Origin of the sequence: Rubeoparvulum massiliense, assembly GCF_001049895.1 — a bacterium.
GTDB lineage: Bacteria > Bacillota > Bacilli > Rubeoparvulales > Rubeoparvulaceae > Rubeoparvulum > Rubeoparvulum massiliense.
Genome location: NZ_CVPE01000004.1, coordinates 1 through 16,356, shown reverse-complemented (window position 1 = coordinate 16,356; position 16,356 = coordinate 1). Strand labels below are relative to the sequence as shown.

The window sequence follows — 16,356 nt, the reverse complement described above, 5'->3', positions numbered from 1 at the left end:
GGAATCAACTGGAGGATGGAGAAGTGAATCAACAGTAGAATTTCCACGCGCAATACCTGAGTAAGGAGGAGATTGACGATGGAATCTGAGTTGATTCAACTCCAAAATTGGCATGTGATCCTTGAGCATGAAAAGGAACGATTACGGGTACAGCGAGCATTTTTGCAAGGTGAAGTGGAGCATGTGAGGAGACGGCTAGAACGTGCACGAGTTCTTCAACACTTAGGATTACAACACAATTCTCAGGGAATTGAAGCAGAGGGCATACGACTCGAACGAGAATTGCAAAAGGTAGAGAGAACGCTGCATGAATTAGAGGAGGAGCTATCTGCAAGGGTACAGCTTACCATCGGCCATCTCTTACGGGATCAATCTTCCCCTCAGCGTCCTTTCACTCCACAGCTCTCATAAGGGAGATAAAAAACATCCGATCCATCGGATGTTTTTTTATGAAGAAGTTACTGGCTTTTTATTGTAAAATAGAAGAGAAGGTAAAGGAGGCTATCATGTGGTCATTCGTTCTTTTCGGCTTAGTGATTATGCAGCGATAATGGAAATTTGGAAAGAGACAGGGCTAGCATACGAAGATATGGAGTCCATGGATGCCATTGCAAAACAACTAGCATGGGACAGTGAATTGGTGCTGGTAGCCGAATTGGACGAAAATGTAGTGGGGGTAATCGTAGGTACTATTGACAGGGGGCGGGCTTATTTTTATCGCTTAGCTGTACTGAAGGCCTACCAAAAAAGAGGAATTGGACGAGGCTTAGTTCAAGCCCTGGAAGAGCGGCTGCAAAAGCGAGGTGCCTATCAAATCTTCATTATGGTGAATCAAAAGAATGAAAAGGTGATTCCATTTTATCAGTCCTTGGGCTATGATGTGGAACGGTATATCACCATGTCGAAGAAGCTATAGTGCTGACTTGTCCATAAGCAGAACGTAAAGGGGTGGTATTGATGCGTTGGTTTAGAAAGAAGCGGGATGACGAAGTGCAATCCACCATTGAAGAGCCAAGCCAGGAAGTGCCACAGATCGATTGCACCCTCTCAGAAGTACGTAAGGCGATTCACCAATATTATCGTGATTTGCCCAAAGGGACAAATTTGTCTATTATTATTTGTGATGATAACTCCATCGATTATTCTTTATTGATTCCGTATCTGCATGGGATCCCACGCCAAACATACTTTATGTCAAAGGCAACATACGAATTGTTTGAGGATGGTGAAATACCAAGGATCCTAGATCTTGTGCAGAAAGCAGTTGATCGTTATATTTTTGAACGGAATGAATTACCGATTATTGATGGTGATCCGTATCATAAGGTTAGCTATTTGAAACTGCGCGATTATTTAGATGAACGCCCATCAATTGATACCTACCTAACAGATCAGGAGAATATGATCACACATCGCAAACCACGTTAGAGAGAAAGGAGTTCATTATGGAAGAGCCAAAGGTGGGATCCAACATAACAATTATCAGTTACAAGCACGATGGATCCTTTCACCGTAAATGGGAATCATCGATGTTATTGAAACATCGTGCTCACCCAATCATTGGAAATTATCATGCCCAGGTTAGTGAATCCAATGGGGAGCACTGGCAAACACGTGAACCAGCAATCGGCTTTTTTCGACGGGACCGCTGGTATAATATTATTGCCATGATACGTGATACGGGTATCTTTTATTATTGCAATTTAGGTTCCCCGGTCCGTTGGAAGAATGGAACACTTACGTATATCGATTATGATCTTGATGTCAAAGTTTTTCCCAATGGCGATTACATCATCTTAGATAAGGATGAGTTTTCAGAGCACAGAGCAGCGATGAACTACGATAAGGCCACGGTTACGAAAATCTATCAAGGATTGGATCAATTGCTATACTTAATTAAGAATCGCAAGGGACCGTTTCATCCTTCAACCGTTGAAATGTGGTATCAAAAATACATGCAATTTCAGCCTGAATTACGTCAAGTTCATCAAGAAACATTTCATTGGCAGGAGCGCTCTGAAAAAATTAATTAAGAAGATGTTTCAAGAGATGCTCCGATTGGAGCATCTTTTTTCTTGTTGCTTGGCAGGAGAATCATGTTTACAATGAATGTGCACTATAAGGGTAAAGTAAGCCATAGGTTCGATCAATTCTCACAGCAATGGTGAAAAAAATCACGAGCTTGGATTATTTTGTAGGGGGTCTTATTGATGAAGAAAGAGCGACGAGAATTTCCTGTATCACCTAACGTGAAGCTAGGAACGATATCTTACATACTCTTTGCAATTTTTATTGTGGTATATGGTTATTGGGTGGATAAATCATGGATGTCCATCATGGGTTTTATCGGTGTAACATTATTTACATTTTTATATTTTCAATATACCCGTTTACGCATTGTACTTGAAAATGGAAAGTTTATGCACTACTTTGGGGATAAGGTAACTGGCACCTATGATTTGAAGGATATTAAAGCTGTTCAAGTGGATGATGGTAGTGATTCTTGGCTGAGCCGCTTCTTCCGTTTTCGTCTCTTTATTAAACGGGATGTGGTTGAGTTTAAGGGCCGAGCTTTTCAGATTGGGATTTATCATCCAAGAAAAGAGCTCCTTCGTGATTTAATCATGAATACGAAGCTTCAGAAGCAGGTTACTCCTCAAGTAAAGGAATACCTTAATATCAAGGATTAATGATCGTATTCAGCTTCTAAATGAATCGAACACATGAATCAGATTTACGAATAGAGACAAAGGTTCAGTTGGAGTCTTAAACACCATCTGAACCTTTGTCTCTATTTATATCGGTAAAATAGGCAGGTTCTACATGAATATGGACGTGATGGATATCAAAGTACTGAGCCATGCTCCACTCAATCTGATCACTAATACGATGTCCTTCAGCAATGGTTAAACTGGAATCAACAAGGATAGTGGCTTCAATAAAGATTTGATTTCCTTGCATTCGTCCTTTCATTTCGGTGACTTCCACTACGCCATCCATTGTAAGGATATGCGCCTGATATGCTTCAAGTTGCTCTATATTAAACCCATCTGTGAGCATATGAGAAGACTCATGAAAGATGCCCCAAGCTGTCTTGGCAATGATACAGCCAATGATTAATGCAAAGATAGGATCTAACCAGGCCATGTTCCATTGTGCTGCAAGGATACCTGCGCCAGCACCAATACTCACCCAAGCATCGGAGAGATTATCCTTTGCTGCAGCTTTGAGAGCAAGGCTTTTAATTTTTTTACTTAATCGGAGATTATAGCGATAAACGAAATACATGATTATCGCCGAGATGAGAGCGCACCAAGCAGCGATAGGGTCAGGAGTTACAGGGGTCTTATTCAGGAGATCGATAATTACATCCATCAGTACTTGAATGCTTATGGTAGCCATGACAAATGAAGCGAAGAGAGAAGCAATGGTTTCTGCTCGACGATGACCGTATGGATGATCATCGTCGGCAGGGCGCTTCGCAATTTTTATCCCGATCAGTACTGCTACAGAGGCAATAATATCGGTTACATTGTTCATGCCATCAGCAATAAGGGCTTTAGAGTTACTCATATTCCCCGCGATCAGTTTAAACAAGGAGAGTACGAGGTAGGCGATAATACTAAGCCAAGCACCTATCTCTCCCTGTGTTGTTTTTTCTTCATGATTCCGTATGGATGTCATTCCTGCTACTCCTTATCCCCTATACCTTTCATTAGTATAGCAAATGGGGTAGGGAGGGGAAGGAGTTAAAGAAAGTCTCTTGTTCTGTTCTACCTTTGCTTATCTAATTCAAAATTATTGTTAATATGAAAAATATTTTCCTAATAGAAATTAAAGATAGAAACCCTTCGATAGTTCCAAATGTTGACAAACGAATGTGGCTAAAGAGTGAACAAAGACCTAAAGTATGATAATTTCGGATCTTTTCATAGTAAAATGGTGGTATTGGAGTAAAGATGCTACCAGAAATAAGGGGGAGTGTTGTTGTGAGTAATCGTAAGGTTGTTCGTTATATGCTAGTTTTAATGTGGGTTGCATGGGCCGCATTAATGATTTCAGACTATTTACGAGAGGATTCTGTTCTACTTAATCTCATATTGGGGATTGTGTTGTTAGTTCTTCCAACCATAACAACATTCATTCCTAAGCTCGATCCTCAAACTCCATATATTTTAATCATCGGTCTTATTTCCTATAGTACAATTCTAACTGTGTTTACAGAAGATGCATCACGCTTCAATCTGCTTTTTATGATGTATTACGTAGCATTAATGACTTCTACGCTGTTCTATAAAAGGGGAATTATCTATACAACCATCGGTTTAAGCTTTTTTATTCAAATCTCCTTTATCTTTGCTATACCTGAATTAATTCAATCCACTGTGACCATGTCTGTGTATGTTCAACTTCTTTTTGTATATGCTCTTGTCAGTATTATCGCCATGGTTCAGGGAAAGCTGGGACGAGGCTATATCATAGATGCTGAGCATCATGCTGAAGAGACAGCGGTACAAATGGAGAAAGTAGAGAGCTTACTTAGCAATCTTAAAGATGGTGCTAATGAAGTGGATCATGAGGTAGATCAATTTACAGAAGAAGGGAATCAACTTCAAGAGATCAGCGGTCAAGTGCTTCAAGCGATTCGGGAGATTGCTAAAGGGGCAGAGCATCAAACAGAGAGCATCAATGATGCGGTAAACTTTTTACGGCAAGTGGTAGAACGGATTGAACGGGTAGCAGAAGAGACAGCACACGTCAATGAAGTAGCTAGTGGTACCTCCCAACGTGCTGGAGAGAGCAGTCAGCAAATGGATGAATTATCCGAGAAGATGCAACAGAATGGCAGCATGATTGAAGCGATCAATCAAGCAACTAATGCCTTGTCCCACAAGATTGTGGAAGTAAGTGGACTTTTAGCCTCCATCAAGGATGTTGCAGAGCAGACCAATCTGCTAGCACTCAACGCATCCATCGAAGCAGCACATGCTGGCGAACATGGGAGAAGTTTTGCTGTTGTAGCAGAAGAGATTCGTAAGCTAGCTGAACAGACCAATCGTTTAGCGCAGAATATTCAAGAAGGTTTAGGAGAAGTTGGAGAACGTATGCATAAAATGGAAGAGCGAGCCCAGGAAGGAATTACAGTGACTACTGCCAGTCTTGAGATGGTAGGTGAAGCAAAAGGGTCCTTCGATAATATTGTTCAGAGCATTCAAGTGCTCGTAGAGCAAGTTGAGCATACAACAGATGAGACACAAGAGATTAAGAAGTTTTCTGATAAGGTGTTAGCAGAATTCGATAATCTATCAGCGATTGTTGAAGAGGCTAGTGCCAGTGCAGAAGAAGTCACCGCATCTGCTGAAGAACAGCAGCATGCAATTGAGCATTCATTTGGTCGCTTAGAACGGATTCGTCAATTGGTGAAGTCCTGGTCGAGGTAGTACTTTAAATCTTGCAATTTCGTAGATAATATCGTTATAATATAAGTGCAAATTAAATATGTTCCTTCGGGGCTAGGTGAAATTCCTGACCGGCGGTAATCAGCATATGCTGTCAGCCCGCGAGCCTTTATAGGCAGGATCCGGTGTAATTCCGGAGCCGACAGTACAGTCTGGATGGGAGAAGGAAGATGAATGTCGAGTATGGATAGAGTCAATCCAATGTGATTGTCGATCCTTATTTGTCGTGCACAGAAATGCCCCGGTTATTTATTACCGGGGCATTTTTTGTTCTTCGACTTCTCATCTTCATGTGAAGGGACGCAAAAAAATTGAGGAGGAGAAGAAATGAAAGAGAAACGATCAGTACAGCTTTTAGTCTCTGTTGCAATGTTGTCAGGTGTTGCTTTTGTCATGATGTATTTTGATTTTCCACTTCCGATGTTCCCAGACTTCTTAAAAATCGATTTTAGCGAAGTTCCAGCATTAATTGGTGGCATTCTCTTTGGGCCAGCTGCTGGTGTAATGATTGAATTGATTAAAAATGTACTTCATTATGTTTTTAAATCTGCTGCTACAGGGGTTCCCATTGGGCAGTTAGGCAACTTTATTGCCGGTTCCCTCTTTGTCATTAGTACCGTTGTGATTTATCGGAAATGGCGGACTTGGAAAGCACTTATTTTTGGAATGCTTACAGGCACAGTGGTAATGGCCGTAGGTATGGCCTTCGCCAATTACTTTATCCTAATTCCTGCATATGCCTATTTCCTTGATATGGGATTCATGAATGATACTAAATTCGAATTGATCCTCTATGCCATTAGTCCATTCAATTTCTTTAAAGGGTTGATTATTGCCGTGATTGCTTATCCCTTAATGATAAAGCTTATTCCAAAAATCAAGGTGAATTCCCTTCGTGCTTAATGTAGAGTAGGGTATAATAGGGGTGGAAAGATTGTCCATCTTAACCAAACTTACATTAATCCAATGATGAAAGGGGATCAATATGATACAAGTTGGTGAACAGGTTCCTGATCTAGTGTTACCGGCATCCGATGGGACAATGGTTTCGTTAAAACAATATGCCGGGAAATATGTTGTGCTCTATTTTTACCCCAAGGATATGACACCAGGCTGTACAACGGAAGCATGTGAGTTCCGTGATATGACCAGTCAATATGAAGCACTCAATGCCATGATCGTCGGTGTTAGTCCTGACCCACTAAAATCTCACGAGAAGTTTATCCAAAAACATGAGCTACCATTCCTCTTACTCTCCGATGAAGAGCATGCTCTTGCTGAGGCATTTGGAGTATGGAAGCTTAAGAAAATGTATGGTCGTGAGTATATGGGAATCGAACGCTCTACCTTTATCATCGATCCAGAGGGAAAATTGCTTAAGGAATGGCGAAAGGTGAAGGTAAAAGGTCACGTCGAGGATGTCCTCAACATATTAAAAGCGCTACAATCTTAAAATGAAGTAGCACAGTTGAAGCTCAATATCAAGATTATCCAAATTGGTTCATGTAGATATTCATGCCGATTTGGATAATCTTTTTTTACAGATGTTTAGCTTGGCAAATGCTCAAGGCAGTGAAGGAGATTCAATTGCTCTAAGAGAATTCATTTTGATAGATGTTCGCTTACTTTTGGTATTTCAATAATTCCGAGACAGTAACAAAACGATATCCTTCCATCTGTAACGCTTCTAGGATGGTTAACAAGGCCTCTGGTGTATCCGGGCAGGAATCACTGGCGTGCATCAAGATGATGTCACCTGGGTGTACCCGTTCGAGAACCCTAGCTGCCACTTGCTCAACACCAGGTTTCTTCCAATCCAAGGAGTCTGTGTCCCATTGGATCACTTCGTACCCCATGTTTCGAAGTGTCCGCACGACTCTTGTATTGTAATCACCATTAGGAGTACGAATCAGTCGCGAGGGTTTGTGTCCAATGATCTGCTCTAATGTTTGCTCTGTTTTAGTAACCTGCTCACGAATCCAGTCATCACTATACTGGCTGTAGTTATAATGATGCCATCCATGGCTAGCGATTTCATAGCCGCGCCTTGCGATCTCTTGTACAACCTCAGGATGCTTATCACTCCATGGGCCTGAGAGGAAGAAGGTTGCTTTATCCACAAACTTGAGAGCTAAAGCATCTAAAACAGGTAGCGCTACATGCTCGCCCCAGCTAATATCAAAAGTAAGGGCAACCACCTTTTCATCAGTAGGAACTGAATAGATGGGGATCTCCTTCGCGTAGCTCACTGTTGGAATGAGCATTAAGGTTAAGGATGTCAAGCATAGTAATTGTCCAAGACGTTTAAAGCTTTTTAACAAACCTACACCCCCTTCATTAGGATTACGTGAAATCATTCATATTTAGCATCAACCTTGTGCAAAGAAAGTATGAGAAATCAATGTTCCCATTTTTTACATCTTACAATTAATAAGAGTACGAAAATAAAAACGATAAAAATCAGTCGCCGCTATAAAGATTAAAGGAGGAGCATTCATGCTAGTTGTGACAACAATGCATTTATCAGAAAAGCATCAAGAGCAATTTCACCATCAATTTCCCCAACATGAGCTTCAAGTGTACCCCTCCATCGACGAAGCTCGTCATAGTCTGCCCCAAGCTGAGATTCTGCTTACATATGGGGAGGATTTAACGGTTGACTTGCTTGAAGAGATGAAACAGCTTCAGTGGATTCATGTGATCAGCGCAGGCATTGATCGTTTACCATTTAATGAGCTGGAACAACGAGGGATACTTGTAACCAATGCAAGGGGGATCCACGCGATTCCCATGGCTGAATACACCATTTGGGCGATTTTGACTCTTGCTCGTCAAGGGAAGAAACTATTCACGCAACAAGAGGAATGTCTCTGGGATCGTTCTACTCGAATGACCGAGGTGGCGGAGCAAACATTAGGAATACTGGGGACGGGAGCCATTGGGCAGGAGATTGCCAGGAAAGCGAAAGCCCTAGATTTACGAGTCATTGGATATAATCGAAGCGGTGAGCATCCAAAACACTTTGATGTAATTGTTACCGGCGCCGATCTAAATCAGCTATTTCAAGAGGCAGACTATATTGTTTCGGTATTACCGCGTACAGCGGATACGGATGGACTAGTTGATCAAAGACGACTCCATCTGATGAAGAGGGATGCTTCTTTTATCAATATTGGCCGTGGCAATGTAGTAGATGAGGAGGCACTCATTGAAGTTTTACGTAACCAAAGGATTAAAGGGGCAGTGCTCGATGTATTTCAAACGGAACCACTTCCAGTTGAGCATCCCTTCTGGTCGCTGGAGAATTGTATTGTAACGCCACATTTATCTGGACGCTTCCCGAAATACATGGAGCGAGCAATGAATATTTTTTATCATAACCTCCATGTTTGGGAAGACCGTACAGGAGAGTTAAAGAATAAAGTAGATTTAACCAGAAGGTATTAGAAAGGAGAACAAGATGAAGATCTATACAAGAACGGGAGATCGTGGAGAGACTTCTTTAGCCTACGGAAAGAGAGTACCTAAAAATTCTTTGCGCGTGGAAGGGTATGGTACGGTTGATGAAGCTAACTCGGCTATTGGTGTGATCATGGCTGCACTGCCAAATGAGGAATGGACCCAACCTTTAGTACTCGAGCTTAAGCAAATACAAACAAAACTATTCCATATCGGTAGTGAGCTAGCAACACCTGCTGATAAAACGGTTCATTGGCCAGCAAAAGAAGAGGATGTGCAGTTTTTAGAGACAGCCATCGATTGGAAGGATCAGCAACTGACTCCCTTGCAGCAGTTTATTCTTCCAGGAGGTCACCTTGCAGCAGCTTATACTCACCTAGCCCGTACCATTGTCCGACGCGCTGAACGTTGTGCCACCAGTGTGGCCATGGAGGAACCACTCAATCCAATTGTGGTTCGTTATCTTAACCGTTTATCGGACTATCTTTTTGTCCTTGCTCGCTATATTAATCAGCAAATTGGGGTAGCAGAACCTGTCCTTCATCAAGAGTAATAAGGGACTGCTGCTTCATCAAACAATTGATAAAGTGGAGTTTCCTCTGAAAGAATATTTCCTTCCTTCAGCATGGTTAATTGAGTCATCGTGAGTGGGAAGCGAGGGATGCCCTGTAACATGCGAACACTTAACTCCATTAAGTTTAAAGGAAGATAAACAGGGCGCAGTTTTCGGTTGAGAACCTCTGCCTCATGCTGAAGCATCTGAAGAAAGCTTACCTGTTCTGGACCTCCTACCTCAAAGATGAGATTGGAGAGGTGTGACTTCCAGACCGCCTTTTCAAAGAGTGAAGCAACGGTTTTAAGTGCTACAGGCTGAAGTAAGTAATTTCCATGTCCAATTACAGGTGTCAAGGGCAGTTGAACGAGGGAGCGTAATTGTTGGACAAAAGGACTCTGCACCTCATAGATGATGGATGGTCGAAAGATGATATAGGGAATATCACTAGCTTGAACCACTTGCTCAGCAATATACTTGGTTTGATGATAACCAGTATTAGAATTTGCTCGAGCCCCGAGTGCACTCATATGGATGAAACGCTGTACACCAGCATTTTGTGCTGCTTCACAGAGGAAGCGCGTACCATCCACATGGATTCTTTGAAAGGTAATGCCTTGGCGAGGAACTTCGCGAATAATCCCTACGAGATGAATAACAGTATCGCATGAGCGCATTGACTCTGAAAGCAGTTCAGGTTGAAAGAGATCTCCAACAATAAAACGAAGGGATGATTGAGGGAGAGTTTGAAATAGCTGTTTTTGCTCTTCGCGTCGAATCAAGCAGGTAACATGGTGTCCTTGCCGAATTAATTGTTGAACAACATGCTGTCCAACAAACCCAGTAGCGCCTGTTACAAACAGACGATGTATCGTATGATCCATCCTAATCACTCCTTTGAATCCATATTTACTATTCTGTTTCAGATGTTCTCAAACGACCTAATTCATCGACAATGGCAGATATCTCCGCAATACTTAGCTGGTTTTTACTTTTTAATAATAAATAAAGGTCATATAAATCATCGTATTTATCTAGTGAAAAATAATCAGGATGTAGGAGCGCTGGATTAATAGCTTGTAACTTTTTAATGATTTCCTCAAGAATATACTCCAGATTAGGGCGATTTGCTTGATTAAGATTCATGATATTCCTCCTTTTTCACTATGATTTTACATCATGGGTGGTCTTCTGCCTATACTTAAAGCCACTTCGTCTCATATGGTATAGTGGGAGATATAGAAGGAGGAATGGGAATGGCAGGACATTGGGTTGATGAAGAAGTTTTTTTATGGATCTTGATCATCATCTTGCTTGTCATCTTATTCGTAGGCTTGTTTAATTAATCATAGTGAAAAGGAAGAGTGTAATTCTACACACTCCTTCCTCTCTATGGACAAGCAGTTCTAGAGAGGGCATGAAAGGATTGATACAGAGTGAGAAAAAGAGATATCCCTGAATTGATACAACGGTTAGACCAGATGTTTCCTAATGCACAGTGTGAATTAGTTCATCATTCTCCGTTTACGCTTCTCGTAGCAACGATGTTAAGTGCACAGACCACCGATGAGATGGTTAATCGAGTCACCAAGGATCTGTTTCAATCATATGATCAACCTGAGCAATATGCGGCGATGTCACAGGAAGAGCTGGAAAAGCATATTCGTCGTATTGGCCTATTTCGGTCAAAGGCAAAGCATATCATTGCCATGAGTAAAATATTATTAGAAGAATACCATGGTGAAGTTCCACAGACGAGGGAAGAGCTTGTAAAATTGCCTGGTGTGGGAAGGAAAACGGCTAATGTCGTTATTTCAAATGCCTTTCATGTTCCTGCTATTGCAGTGGATACCCATGTTGATCGTGTTTCAAAACGTTTAGGATTAAGTAAATGGAAGGATAGTGTGCTTGAGGTTGAAAAAAATTTAATGAAATTGATTCCTCAAGAGGAATGGACACAAACACATCACCGTCTCATCTTTTTGGGACGTTATCAATGTAAGGCACAGAACCCGCAGTGTGCAGATTGTCAGCTACTGGACCTGTGTCGAGAAGGATTGAAAAGAATGAAAAATGCCGATTTGGTAGAGAATACATAGGAGGTGGAAGAATGAAAATGCTTGTTGCTGTTGTACAAGATTGGGCTGAAGAAGCCATTGTACAGACGCTAACACAAGAACAATATCGGGTCACAAAGCTGACTAGTAGTGGCGGGTTTTTACGCCAAGGTAGCACGACGCTCTTCATTGGAGTAGAAGAAAGCGACTTAACCAATTGTTTGAATAAACTTAAACAGGTTTGTGAAGAATCTGAAGCGTCATGGAAGAGGGAAAAGGATGATAAAACATCAAATGTAACGCTATTTGTTCTTGATGAACCCCCTTTAATGACCATGTAATGATGTTGTTCCGATAAACGATGATTGACAAAGAGATTATTCAAAGGATACACTAAAATCTAGAATTACTTTTATTATCACTTGATAATGACAATTATTTAAGGTAAGGGAGGTGCATGACGATGACGGCAGAAGTGGAAGCTGCAATTGAACGCTTGAAAGAGACCGGAGTGCGGATGACACCACAGCGTCATGCTGTCCTTGCATACTTGATGAATAATCTCAATCACCCTACAGCCGATGATATTTATAAAGCGTTGGTTGATCGATTCCCAAATATGAGTGTAGCTACAGTATACAATAACCTACGTGTTTTTAAGGAGAATGGCTTAGTACGTGAGTTAACCTATGGCGATGCTTCAAGCCGTTATGATGCCAACATGACCGAGCATTATCATGTAATCTGCACGGAATGTGGAGCCATCCATGACTTTGAACATTCGTATCTCTTTGACTTAGAAATGCAAGCAGGGGAACGGACTGGTTTTAAGATATCGGAGCATCGTTTAGAACTCTATGGTGTTTGCCCAGCTTGTCAGAGTAAGAGGCGCAAATAAATCAGCTCAATAAATAATTCACTTAATGATCTATACAGCCATTAAAAGGTGTTTACTCAGCGCTTATGGAAGAACCTTTCCATAAGCGTTTTTTCTAATTCACCAAAGTTATTCATTTGCTTCTAGATATTCACATAGGGAGGTGGAAACCGCCACTATCCTTTTTAATGATAAAACTGATATGATAAAGTAGACCAAAAAGAACTCTGCTGAGATCAAAGTAGATGCGAGAAGATAGAAAGAGAGAGGGAGAGAACGTCCATGGCACCAGAATTGGAATTGAATCCCAGTCGAATGACTCGAAGAAAACGAAAGCGTCGTCCCTGGTTCGCAATGTTCATGATCACATTCTTGCTATTGATCGGTGCATTGGCAGGGTGGTGGTATATTGAGCAACTTCCCAATGATGAACAGGTCTCTCTTTTTCCCAAAGAGCAGTTCAGCTCTTTCATAGATGATGCAACAAATATGACCTTCCAATCGATGCCGATTTTACTAGATGGCCAAATCATGGCAGAACAGGCTCTTTTAAGTGGAGAAGAGGTTCTTTTGCCATTTGACTTGATCAAGGAAAAGATCGACCCACGTATTTATTGGGATGAGTCAGTCCAATCCGTGCTCATAACTACCGAAGATAAAGTAATTCGCTTTCCTCAGTCGGCCATTGAAGCCTTTATTAATGAATCACCGTTCTCGCTTACAGTACCTACAGTGAAGCTGCAGGATACGATCTATATTCCTTATGCACACCTCGCCACACTCTATCCAATGGAGCTAAAGATTCTACCAGAAAATGAGACTCAGCCACCTATTCTTGTGCTTTATCAAGCAGGATCTCTGAAGCAATTAGCCCATGTAGTAATTGAGAACAACAGGGAAGAGAATACACAGCTTCGCCAGTCTCCGTCTAAAAAAGCACCCATTGTGGAGCAATTAATCCGTGATTCAAAGCTTATTCTACTCGGTGAGGAAAATAACTGGCTATTGGTGGAGACAGCAGAGGGGATGGTTGGATATCTTTCAGAAGAGATGGTCCAATTGGACGAAATGATGCAAATTGCTTTACCTGATCTTCCTAAGAGAACACCAATTTGGTACCCCCTAGGTACAAAGATCAATTTAACTTGGGAGCAGGTATATAGTGCCAATCCAGACACCTCAAAATTAGGAGCCATGCCAAGCCTGAATGTGGTTTCGCCGACCTGGTTTGAATTGGTAGATGATCAGGGAACAATAAAAAATAAGAATGCTTCGCTTCAATATGTGGAATGGGCGCACCAACGAGGCTATCAGGTATGGGCCCTTTTTAGTAACGGTTTTGAGCCAGAACAAACTCATGCAGTACTTCAAGACTATGGAAAACGGAAGCAAATGATTCAACAGCTTCTCCAATATGCACATATGTACCAATTAGACGGAATCAATTTGGATTTTGAGAATGTTTATTTAAAGGATAAGGAGAATCTCGTCCAATTTGTTCGTGAGCTAACACCTTACCTCCATGAAATGGGACTGGTGGTCTCTGTGGATGTAACCATCCATTCAACATCAGAAAATTGGTCGATGTTCTACGATCGTGAAGCATTTGGCGAAGTTGTGGATTATGTCATCGTAATGACCTATGATGAACACTGGGGCTCTAGTCCAATCGCTGGTTCAGTAGCCTCTTTACCTTGGGTAGAGAAGGGACTTCAAGGCATATTAGAAGAGGTGCCTGCAGAAAAAGTGGTTTTAGGCGTTCCGTTTTACACGCGGCTCTGGCGTGAGGAACCACAGGCAGACGGTTCGATTAAAGTAACGCAAAAGGCTTATAAAATGGATGCGATTCAAGCGTGGATGACAGAACGTCAAGTGCAGCTCATTTACGATGAAAAAACCGGGCAAAATTATGCTGAGTATTATGACCCTAAGGAAAAGGTGACCTATAAGATCTGGTTAGAAGATGACGTTTCTATGCGACAACGCATAAGGCTAGTTCATAAGTATGAATTAGCAGGAGTCGCTTCATGGAGCCGCTTCTTTGCTAACGAAGAGATCTGGGACGTAATGCATGAAGAGCTTCAATCAACTCCATTTCGTCACTAATTGACGATATAAAAGAAGGAAGTAAGGGTGTTGTTCCCTCACTTCCTTCTTTAGCTTACTTTAACCCTGCAGGATTCTCTGGTGTATGATGAATTGGTGTTGTTGCAAGCGTAGGATCGAGGGTTAGTTTTTGCTTACAAAACATACATTCATCAACGCGTCCTAATACCTTCGTCATCTTTCCACATGAAGGGCATTCTACCATTGGTGACCGTGAAGATAACATACCAATCCACATGTACATCGCTCCACTAAATAATACCATTAGAACGCCTAAGACAAGAAAGATTGCCATGATTGTTTGTGAGCCTTCTGCCCAACTACCTAGCCAACCACGGAAGAATACATAACCAAGGTACATCAAAGCAATACCAAGAAATATCATACCCATCGCATAAGAGCGTAGTCGATTTATTTTACCCGAAAATATCATGAATTTATTCCCTCCTATAGCGGATTATATCATAAAACATTTTACTAAGATATTTACAATGTCTTGTGTAAAAACATTCGATTTTCCTTGAGTTACTTCACCATATCAATCAATGTTAGGCAGGAATTTTCTGATTGCATGTAGAAGTGAAAAAACGAATTAGACCATACAGAGAGGGTCAACACAGAGAGGTGGCATTTATGGAACAAACCATTCAAGGGTATATCCGTCAACTGCAGAACAACCCCAATATTTTATCCATACTATTAGTAAAGCAGGAGGATAAATTTAGCCCCATCTCTGACGGATTTGATGCATTGCTAATTGTTATCACCAATGAAGGACCTACTTCAATTCAACATTATGTTATTGCAGAACATACGGTACAAGAGATCTATGTGAACCAACAAGAACTGGAGAATTGGTTCTATCATCAACGGACGAAGCGAATTGTGGAGTGGATTTTTAATGCGACAGTACTATATGAGAAAGAAAGCTGGTTTACGCATTATCATGATCAGCTTCACCACTTCCCTGAAGCGATGAAGGAAAGAAAGATCTGCATTGAATTTTCCGCCTTTTTGCGCCGCTATATGGCAGGTAAGGATCTATTGAATCAGGGATACGCCATGGATGCATATTCGCATATTGTTCATGCACTTCATCATTGGGCGCGCATATTATTAATTGAGAATGGATTACACCCAGAAGTAAGCATGTGGAATCAAGTGCGCCTAGTGGATCAAGAAATCTATAAATTATACTGCGAGTTAATCGAAGGAGATGAACCATTAGCCAAACGTCTCCAATTACTCTTACTAGCGAGCCAGTTTTCTGTAAACAAACTGATGCGTAGCTCTTCCCGTTTAATTCAACATATTTTATCTTCAAGAAAAGAACCTTGGACCATTGAAGAGATTGCAGACTATCCATTAATCCAAGAGAGTGATATTGATCTTTCACTGTTAATGGAGAAACTAGTGGAGAGAGAGATTGTTTTTGCATGTGAAGATGAGCTTCTAGATGGAGTGGCTATTCGTAAGTATTATGTCTAAATATTTCACGTACTCTCCTTATCCAGCTTTTTCTTGTGCTTTTTTATATTCTTTCCCTTGACCATTTCATTACCCTGTGTTAAGATAATTTTTGTCGCCGCGATAAACGGCAACAAAAGAACATCGGCTAAAATTGCAACATCCTTGTTGCAACGCCGATAAAAACTACAGAGCATTACCAACAGCTTTTTCATGCTCTGTGAGCAATATATCATTTCTTTTATCGTAGCGCGACACCGCAACCTCCGGTTGCAGGAGCGCGAGATAAATAAATGATATATGCGAACCGTCGTTCTTTGAAAACTGAACAATGGAAAAGAAGCGGACCAGTTGATTTATTTTGAGCAATCAAGCTCA

At 41.3% G+C, this 16,356-nt stretch carries 20 protein-coding genes and 1 riboswitch; of the genes, 15 read left to right on the top strand and 5 right to left on the bottom strand.

Annotated elements, in window-relative coordinates; all coding sequences use genetic code 11:
* The first annotated feature begins 78 nt into the window (after positions 1-78).
* The 5 genes from BN1691_RS02660 to BN1691_RS02640 all read left to right on the top strand — a co-directional run bounded on the left by BN1691_RS02660 (position 79) and on the right by BN1691_RS02640 (position 2,690).
* Positions 79-411: a hypothetical protein gene (locus BN1691_RS02660; protein WP_048600713.1), complete on the top strand. Its 333-nt coding sequence runs from the start codon at positions 79-81 to the stop codon at positions 409-411.
* A 97-nt stretch (positions 412-508) separates the two neighbouring features.
* A complete protein-coding gene (locus BN1691_RS02655) occupies positions 509-916 on the top strand; it encodes a GNAT family N-acetyltransferase (RefSeq protein WP_048600712.1) in 408 nt (135 codons plus the stop codon).
* Positions 917-957: 41 nt separating this feature from the next.
* Positions 958-1,428 carry a DUF3939 domain-containing protein gene (locus tag BN1691_RS02650; RefSeq protein WP_053083687.1) on the top strand — a complete coding sequence of 157 codons (471 nt, stop codon included), beginning with the start codon at positions 958-960 and terminating at the stop codon, positions 1,426-1,428.
* Between the two features lie 17 nt (positions 1,429-1,445).
* Positions 1,446-2,033 carry a DUF402 domain-containing protein gene (locus BN1691_RS02645; RefSeq protein WP_076850083.1) on the top strand — a complete coding sequence of 196 codons (588 nt, stop codon included), beginning with the start codon at positions 1,446-1,448 and terminating at the stop codon, positions 2,031-2,033.
* 177 nt (positions 2,034-2,210) lie between these two features.
* A complete protein-coding gene (locus BN1691_RS02640; protein WP_048600711.1) occupies positions 2,211-2,690 on the top strand; it encodes a hypothetical protein in 480 nt (159 codons plus the stop codon).
* A gap of 76 nt (positions 2,691-2,766) precedes the next feature.
* On the opposite strand, the gene BN1691_RS02635 is transcribed toward BN1691_RS02640, so the two are convergent.
* The gene (locus BN1691_RS02635; protein WP_048600710.1) at positions 2,767-3,684 is read right to left on the bottom strand and encodes a cation diffusion facilitator family transporter; all 918 of its coding nucleotides are present in this window, start codon (positions 3,682-3,684) and stop codon (positions 2,767-2,769) included.
* Positions 3,685-3,989: 305 nt separating this feature from the next.
* Here BN1691_RS02635 and BN1691_RS02630 point away from each other — a divergent pair, with 305 nt between their 5' ends.
* The 3 genes from BN1691_RS02630 (at position 3,990) to bcp (ending at position 6,912) form a co-directional block, all read left to right on the top strand.
* Positions 3,990-5,441, top strand: a complete 1,452-nt coding sequence (locus BN1691_RS02630; RefSeq protein ID WP_048600709.1) for a methyl-accepting chemotaxis protein — start codon at positions 3,990-3,992, stop codon at positions 5,439-5,441.
* Between the two features lie 58 nt (positions 5,442-5,499).
* A riboswitch (FMN riboswitch) is annotated at positions 5,500-5,631 on the top strand.
* Positions 5,632-5,786: 155 nt separating this feature from the next.
* Positions 5,787-6,362: an ECF transporter S component gene (locus BN1691_RS02625; RefSeq protein WP_048600708.1), complete on the top strand. Its 576-nt coding sequence runs from the start codon at positions 5,787-5,789 to the stop codon at positions 6,360-6,362.
* An 82-nt stretch (positions 6,363-6,444) separates the two neighbouring features.
* Positions 6,445-6,912 carry a thioredoxin-dependent thiol peroxidase gene (gene bcp, locus BN1691_RS02620; protein ID WP_048600707.1) on the top strand — a complete coding sequence of 156 codons (468 nt, stop codon included), beginning with the start codon at positions 6,445-6,447 and terminating at the stop codon, positions 6,910-6,912.
* 169 nt (positions 6,913-7,081) lie between these two features.
* Here the strand turns inward: bcp and BN1691_RS02615 are convergent, their stop codons facing one another.
* Positions 7,082-7,780, bottom strand: a complete 699-nt coding sequence (locus BN1691_RS02615) for a polysaccharide deacetylase family protein (RefSeq protein WP_231638332.1) — start codon at positions 7,778-7,780, stop codon at positions 7,082-7,084.
* 175 nt (positions 7,781-7,955) lie between these two features.
* Here BN1691_RS02615 and BN1691_RS02610 point away from each other — a divergent pair, with 175 nt between their 5' ends.
* On the top strand, positions 7,956-8,906 hold the full coding sequence (locus BN1691_RS02610; protein ID WP_048600705.1) for a D-2-hydroxyacid dehydrogenase: 951 nt from the start codon (positions 7,956-7,958) through the stop codon (positions 8,904-8,906).
* 13 nt (positions 8,907-8,919) lie between these two features.
* Positions 8,920-9,471, top strand: coding sequence for a cob(I)yrinic acid a,c-diamide adenosyltransferase (locus BN1691_RS02605; RefSeq protein ID WP_048600704.1), 552 nt, complete (start codon positions 8,920-8,922; stop codon positions 9,469-9,471).
* Here the strand turns inward: BN1691_RS02605 and BN1691_RS02600 are convergent.
* Positions 9,462-10,355, bottom strand: a complete 894-nt coding sequence (locus tag BN1691_RS02600; RefSeq protein WP_048600703.1) for a complex I NDUFA9 subunit family protein — start codon at positions 10,353-10,355, stop codon at positions 9,462-9,464. The two genes, BN1691_RS02605 and BN1691_RS02600, sit on opposite strands and share 10 nt — an antisense overlap.
* A gap of 28 nt (positions 10,356-10,383) precedes the next feature.
* The gene (locus BN1691_RS02595; protein WP_048600702.1) at positions 10,384-10,617 is read right to left on the bottom strand and encodes a DUF1128 family protein; all 234 of its coding nucleotides are present in this window, start codon (positions 10,615-10,617) and stop codon (positions 10,384-10,386) included.
* Between the two features lie 290 nt (positions 10,618-10,907).
* On the opposite strand from BN1691_RS02595, the gene nth reads away from it, so the two are divergent.
* The 4 genes from nth to BN1691_RS02575 all read left to right on the top strand — a co-directional run bounded on the left by nth (position 10,908) and on the right by BN1691_RS02575 (position 14,511).
* Positions 10,908-11,570, top strand: coding sequence for an endonuclease III (gene nth, locus BN1691_RS02590; RefSeq protein ID WP_076850082.1), 663 nt, complete (start codon positions 10,908-10,910; stop codon positions 11,568-11,570).
* 11 nt (positions 11,571-11,581) lie between these two features.
* The gene (locus BN1691_RS02585) at positions 11,582-11,869 is read left to right on the top strand and encodes a cyclic-di-AMP receptor (protein WP_048600700.1); all 288 of its coding nucleotides are present in this window, start codon (positions 11,582-11,584) and stop codon (positions 11,867-11,869) included.
* 122 nt (positions 11,870-11,991) lie between these two features.
* Positions 11,992-12,426 carry a peroxide-responsive transcriptional repressor PerR gene (gene perR / locus BN1691_RS02580; RefSeq protein ID WP_048600699.1) on the top strand — a complete coding sequence of 145 codons (435 nt, stop codon included), beginning with the start codon at positions 11,992-11,994 and terminating at the stop codon, positions 12,424-12,426.
* A 261-nt stretch (positions 12,427-12,687) separates the two neighbouring features.
* The gene (locus tag BN1691_RS02575; RefSeq protein ID WP_053083686.1) at positions 12,688-14,511 is read left to right on the top strand and encodes a glycosyl hydrolase family 18 protein; all 1,824 of its coding nucleotides are present in this window, start codon (positions 12,688-12,690) and stop codon (positions 14,509-14,511) included.
* A 55-nt stretch (positions 14,512-14,566) separates the two neighbouring features.
* On the opposite strand, the gene BN1691_RS02570 is transcribed toward BN1691_RS02575, so the two are convergent.
* Positions 14,567-14,944: a DUF2614 family zinc ribbon-containing protein gene (locus tag BN1691_RS02570; protein WP_048600698.1), complete on the bottom strand. Its 378-nt coding sequence runs from the start codon at positions 14,942-14,944 to the stop codon at positions 14,567-14,569.
* Positions 14,945-15,144: 200 nt separating this feature from the next.
* Here BN1691_RS02570 and BN1691_RS02565 point away from each other — a divergent pair, with 200 nt between their 5' ends.
* Positions 15,145-15,999: a nucleotidyltransferase-like protein gene (locus BN1691_RS02565; RefSeq protein ID WP_048600697.1), complete on the top strand. Its 855-nt coding sequence runs from the start codon at positions 15,145-15,147 to the stop codon at positions 15,997-15,999.
* The last annotated feature ends 357 nt before the right edge of the window (positions 16,000-16,356 follow it).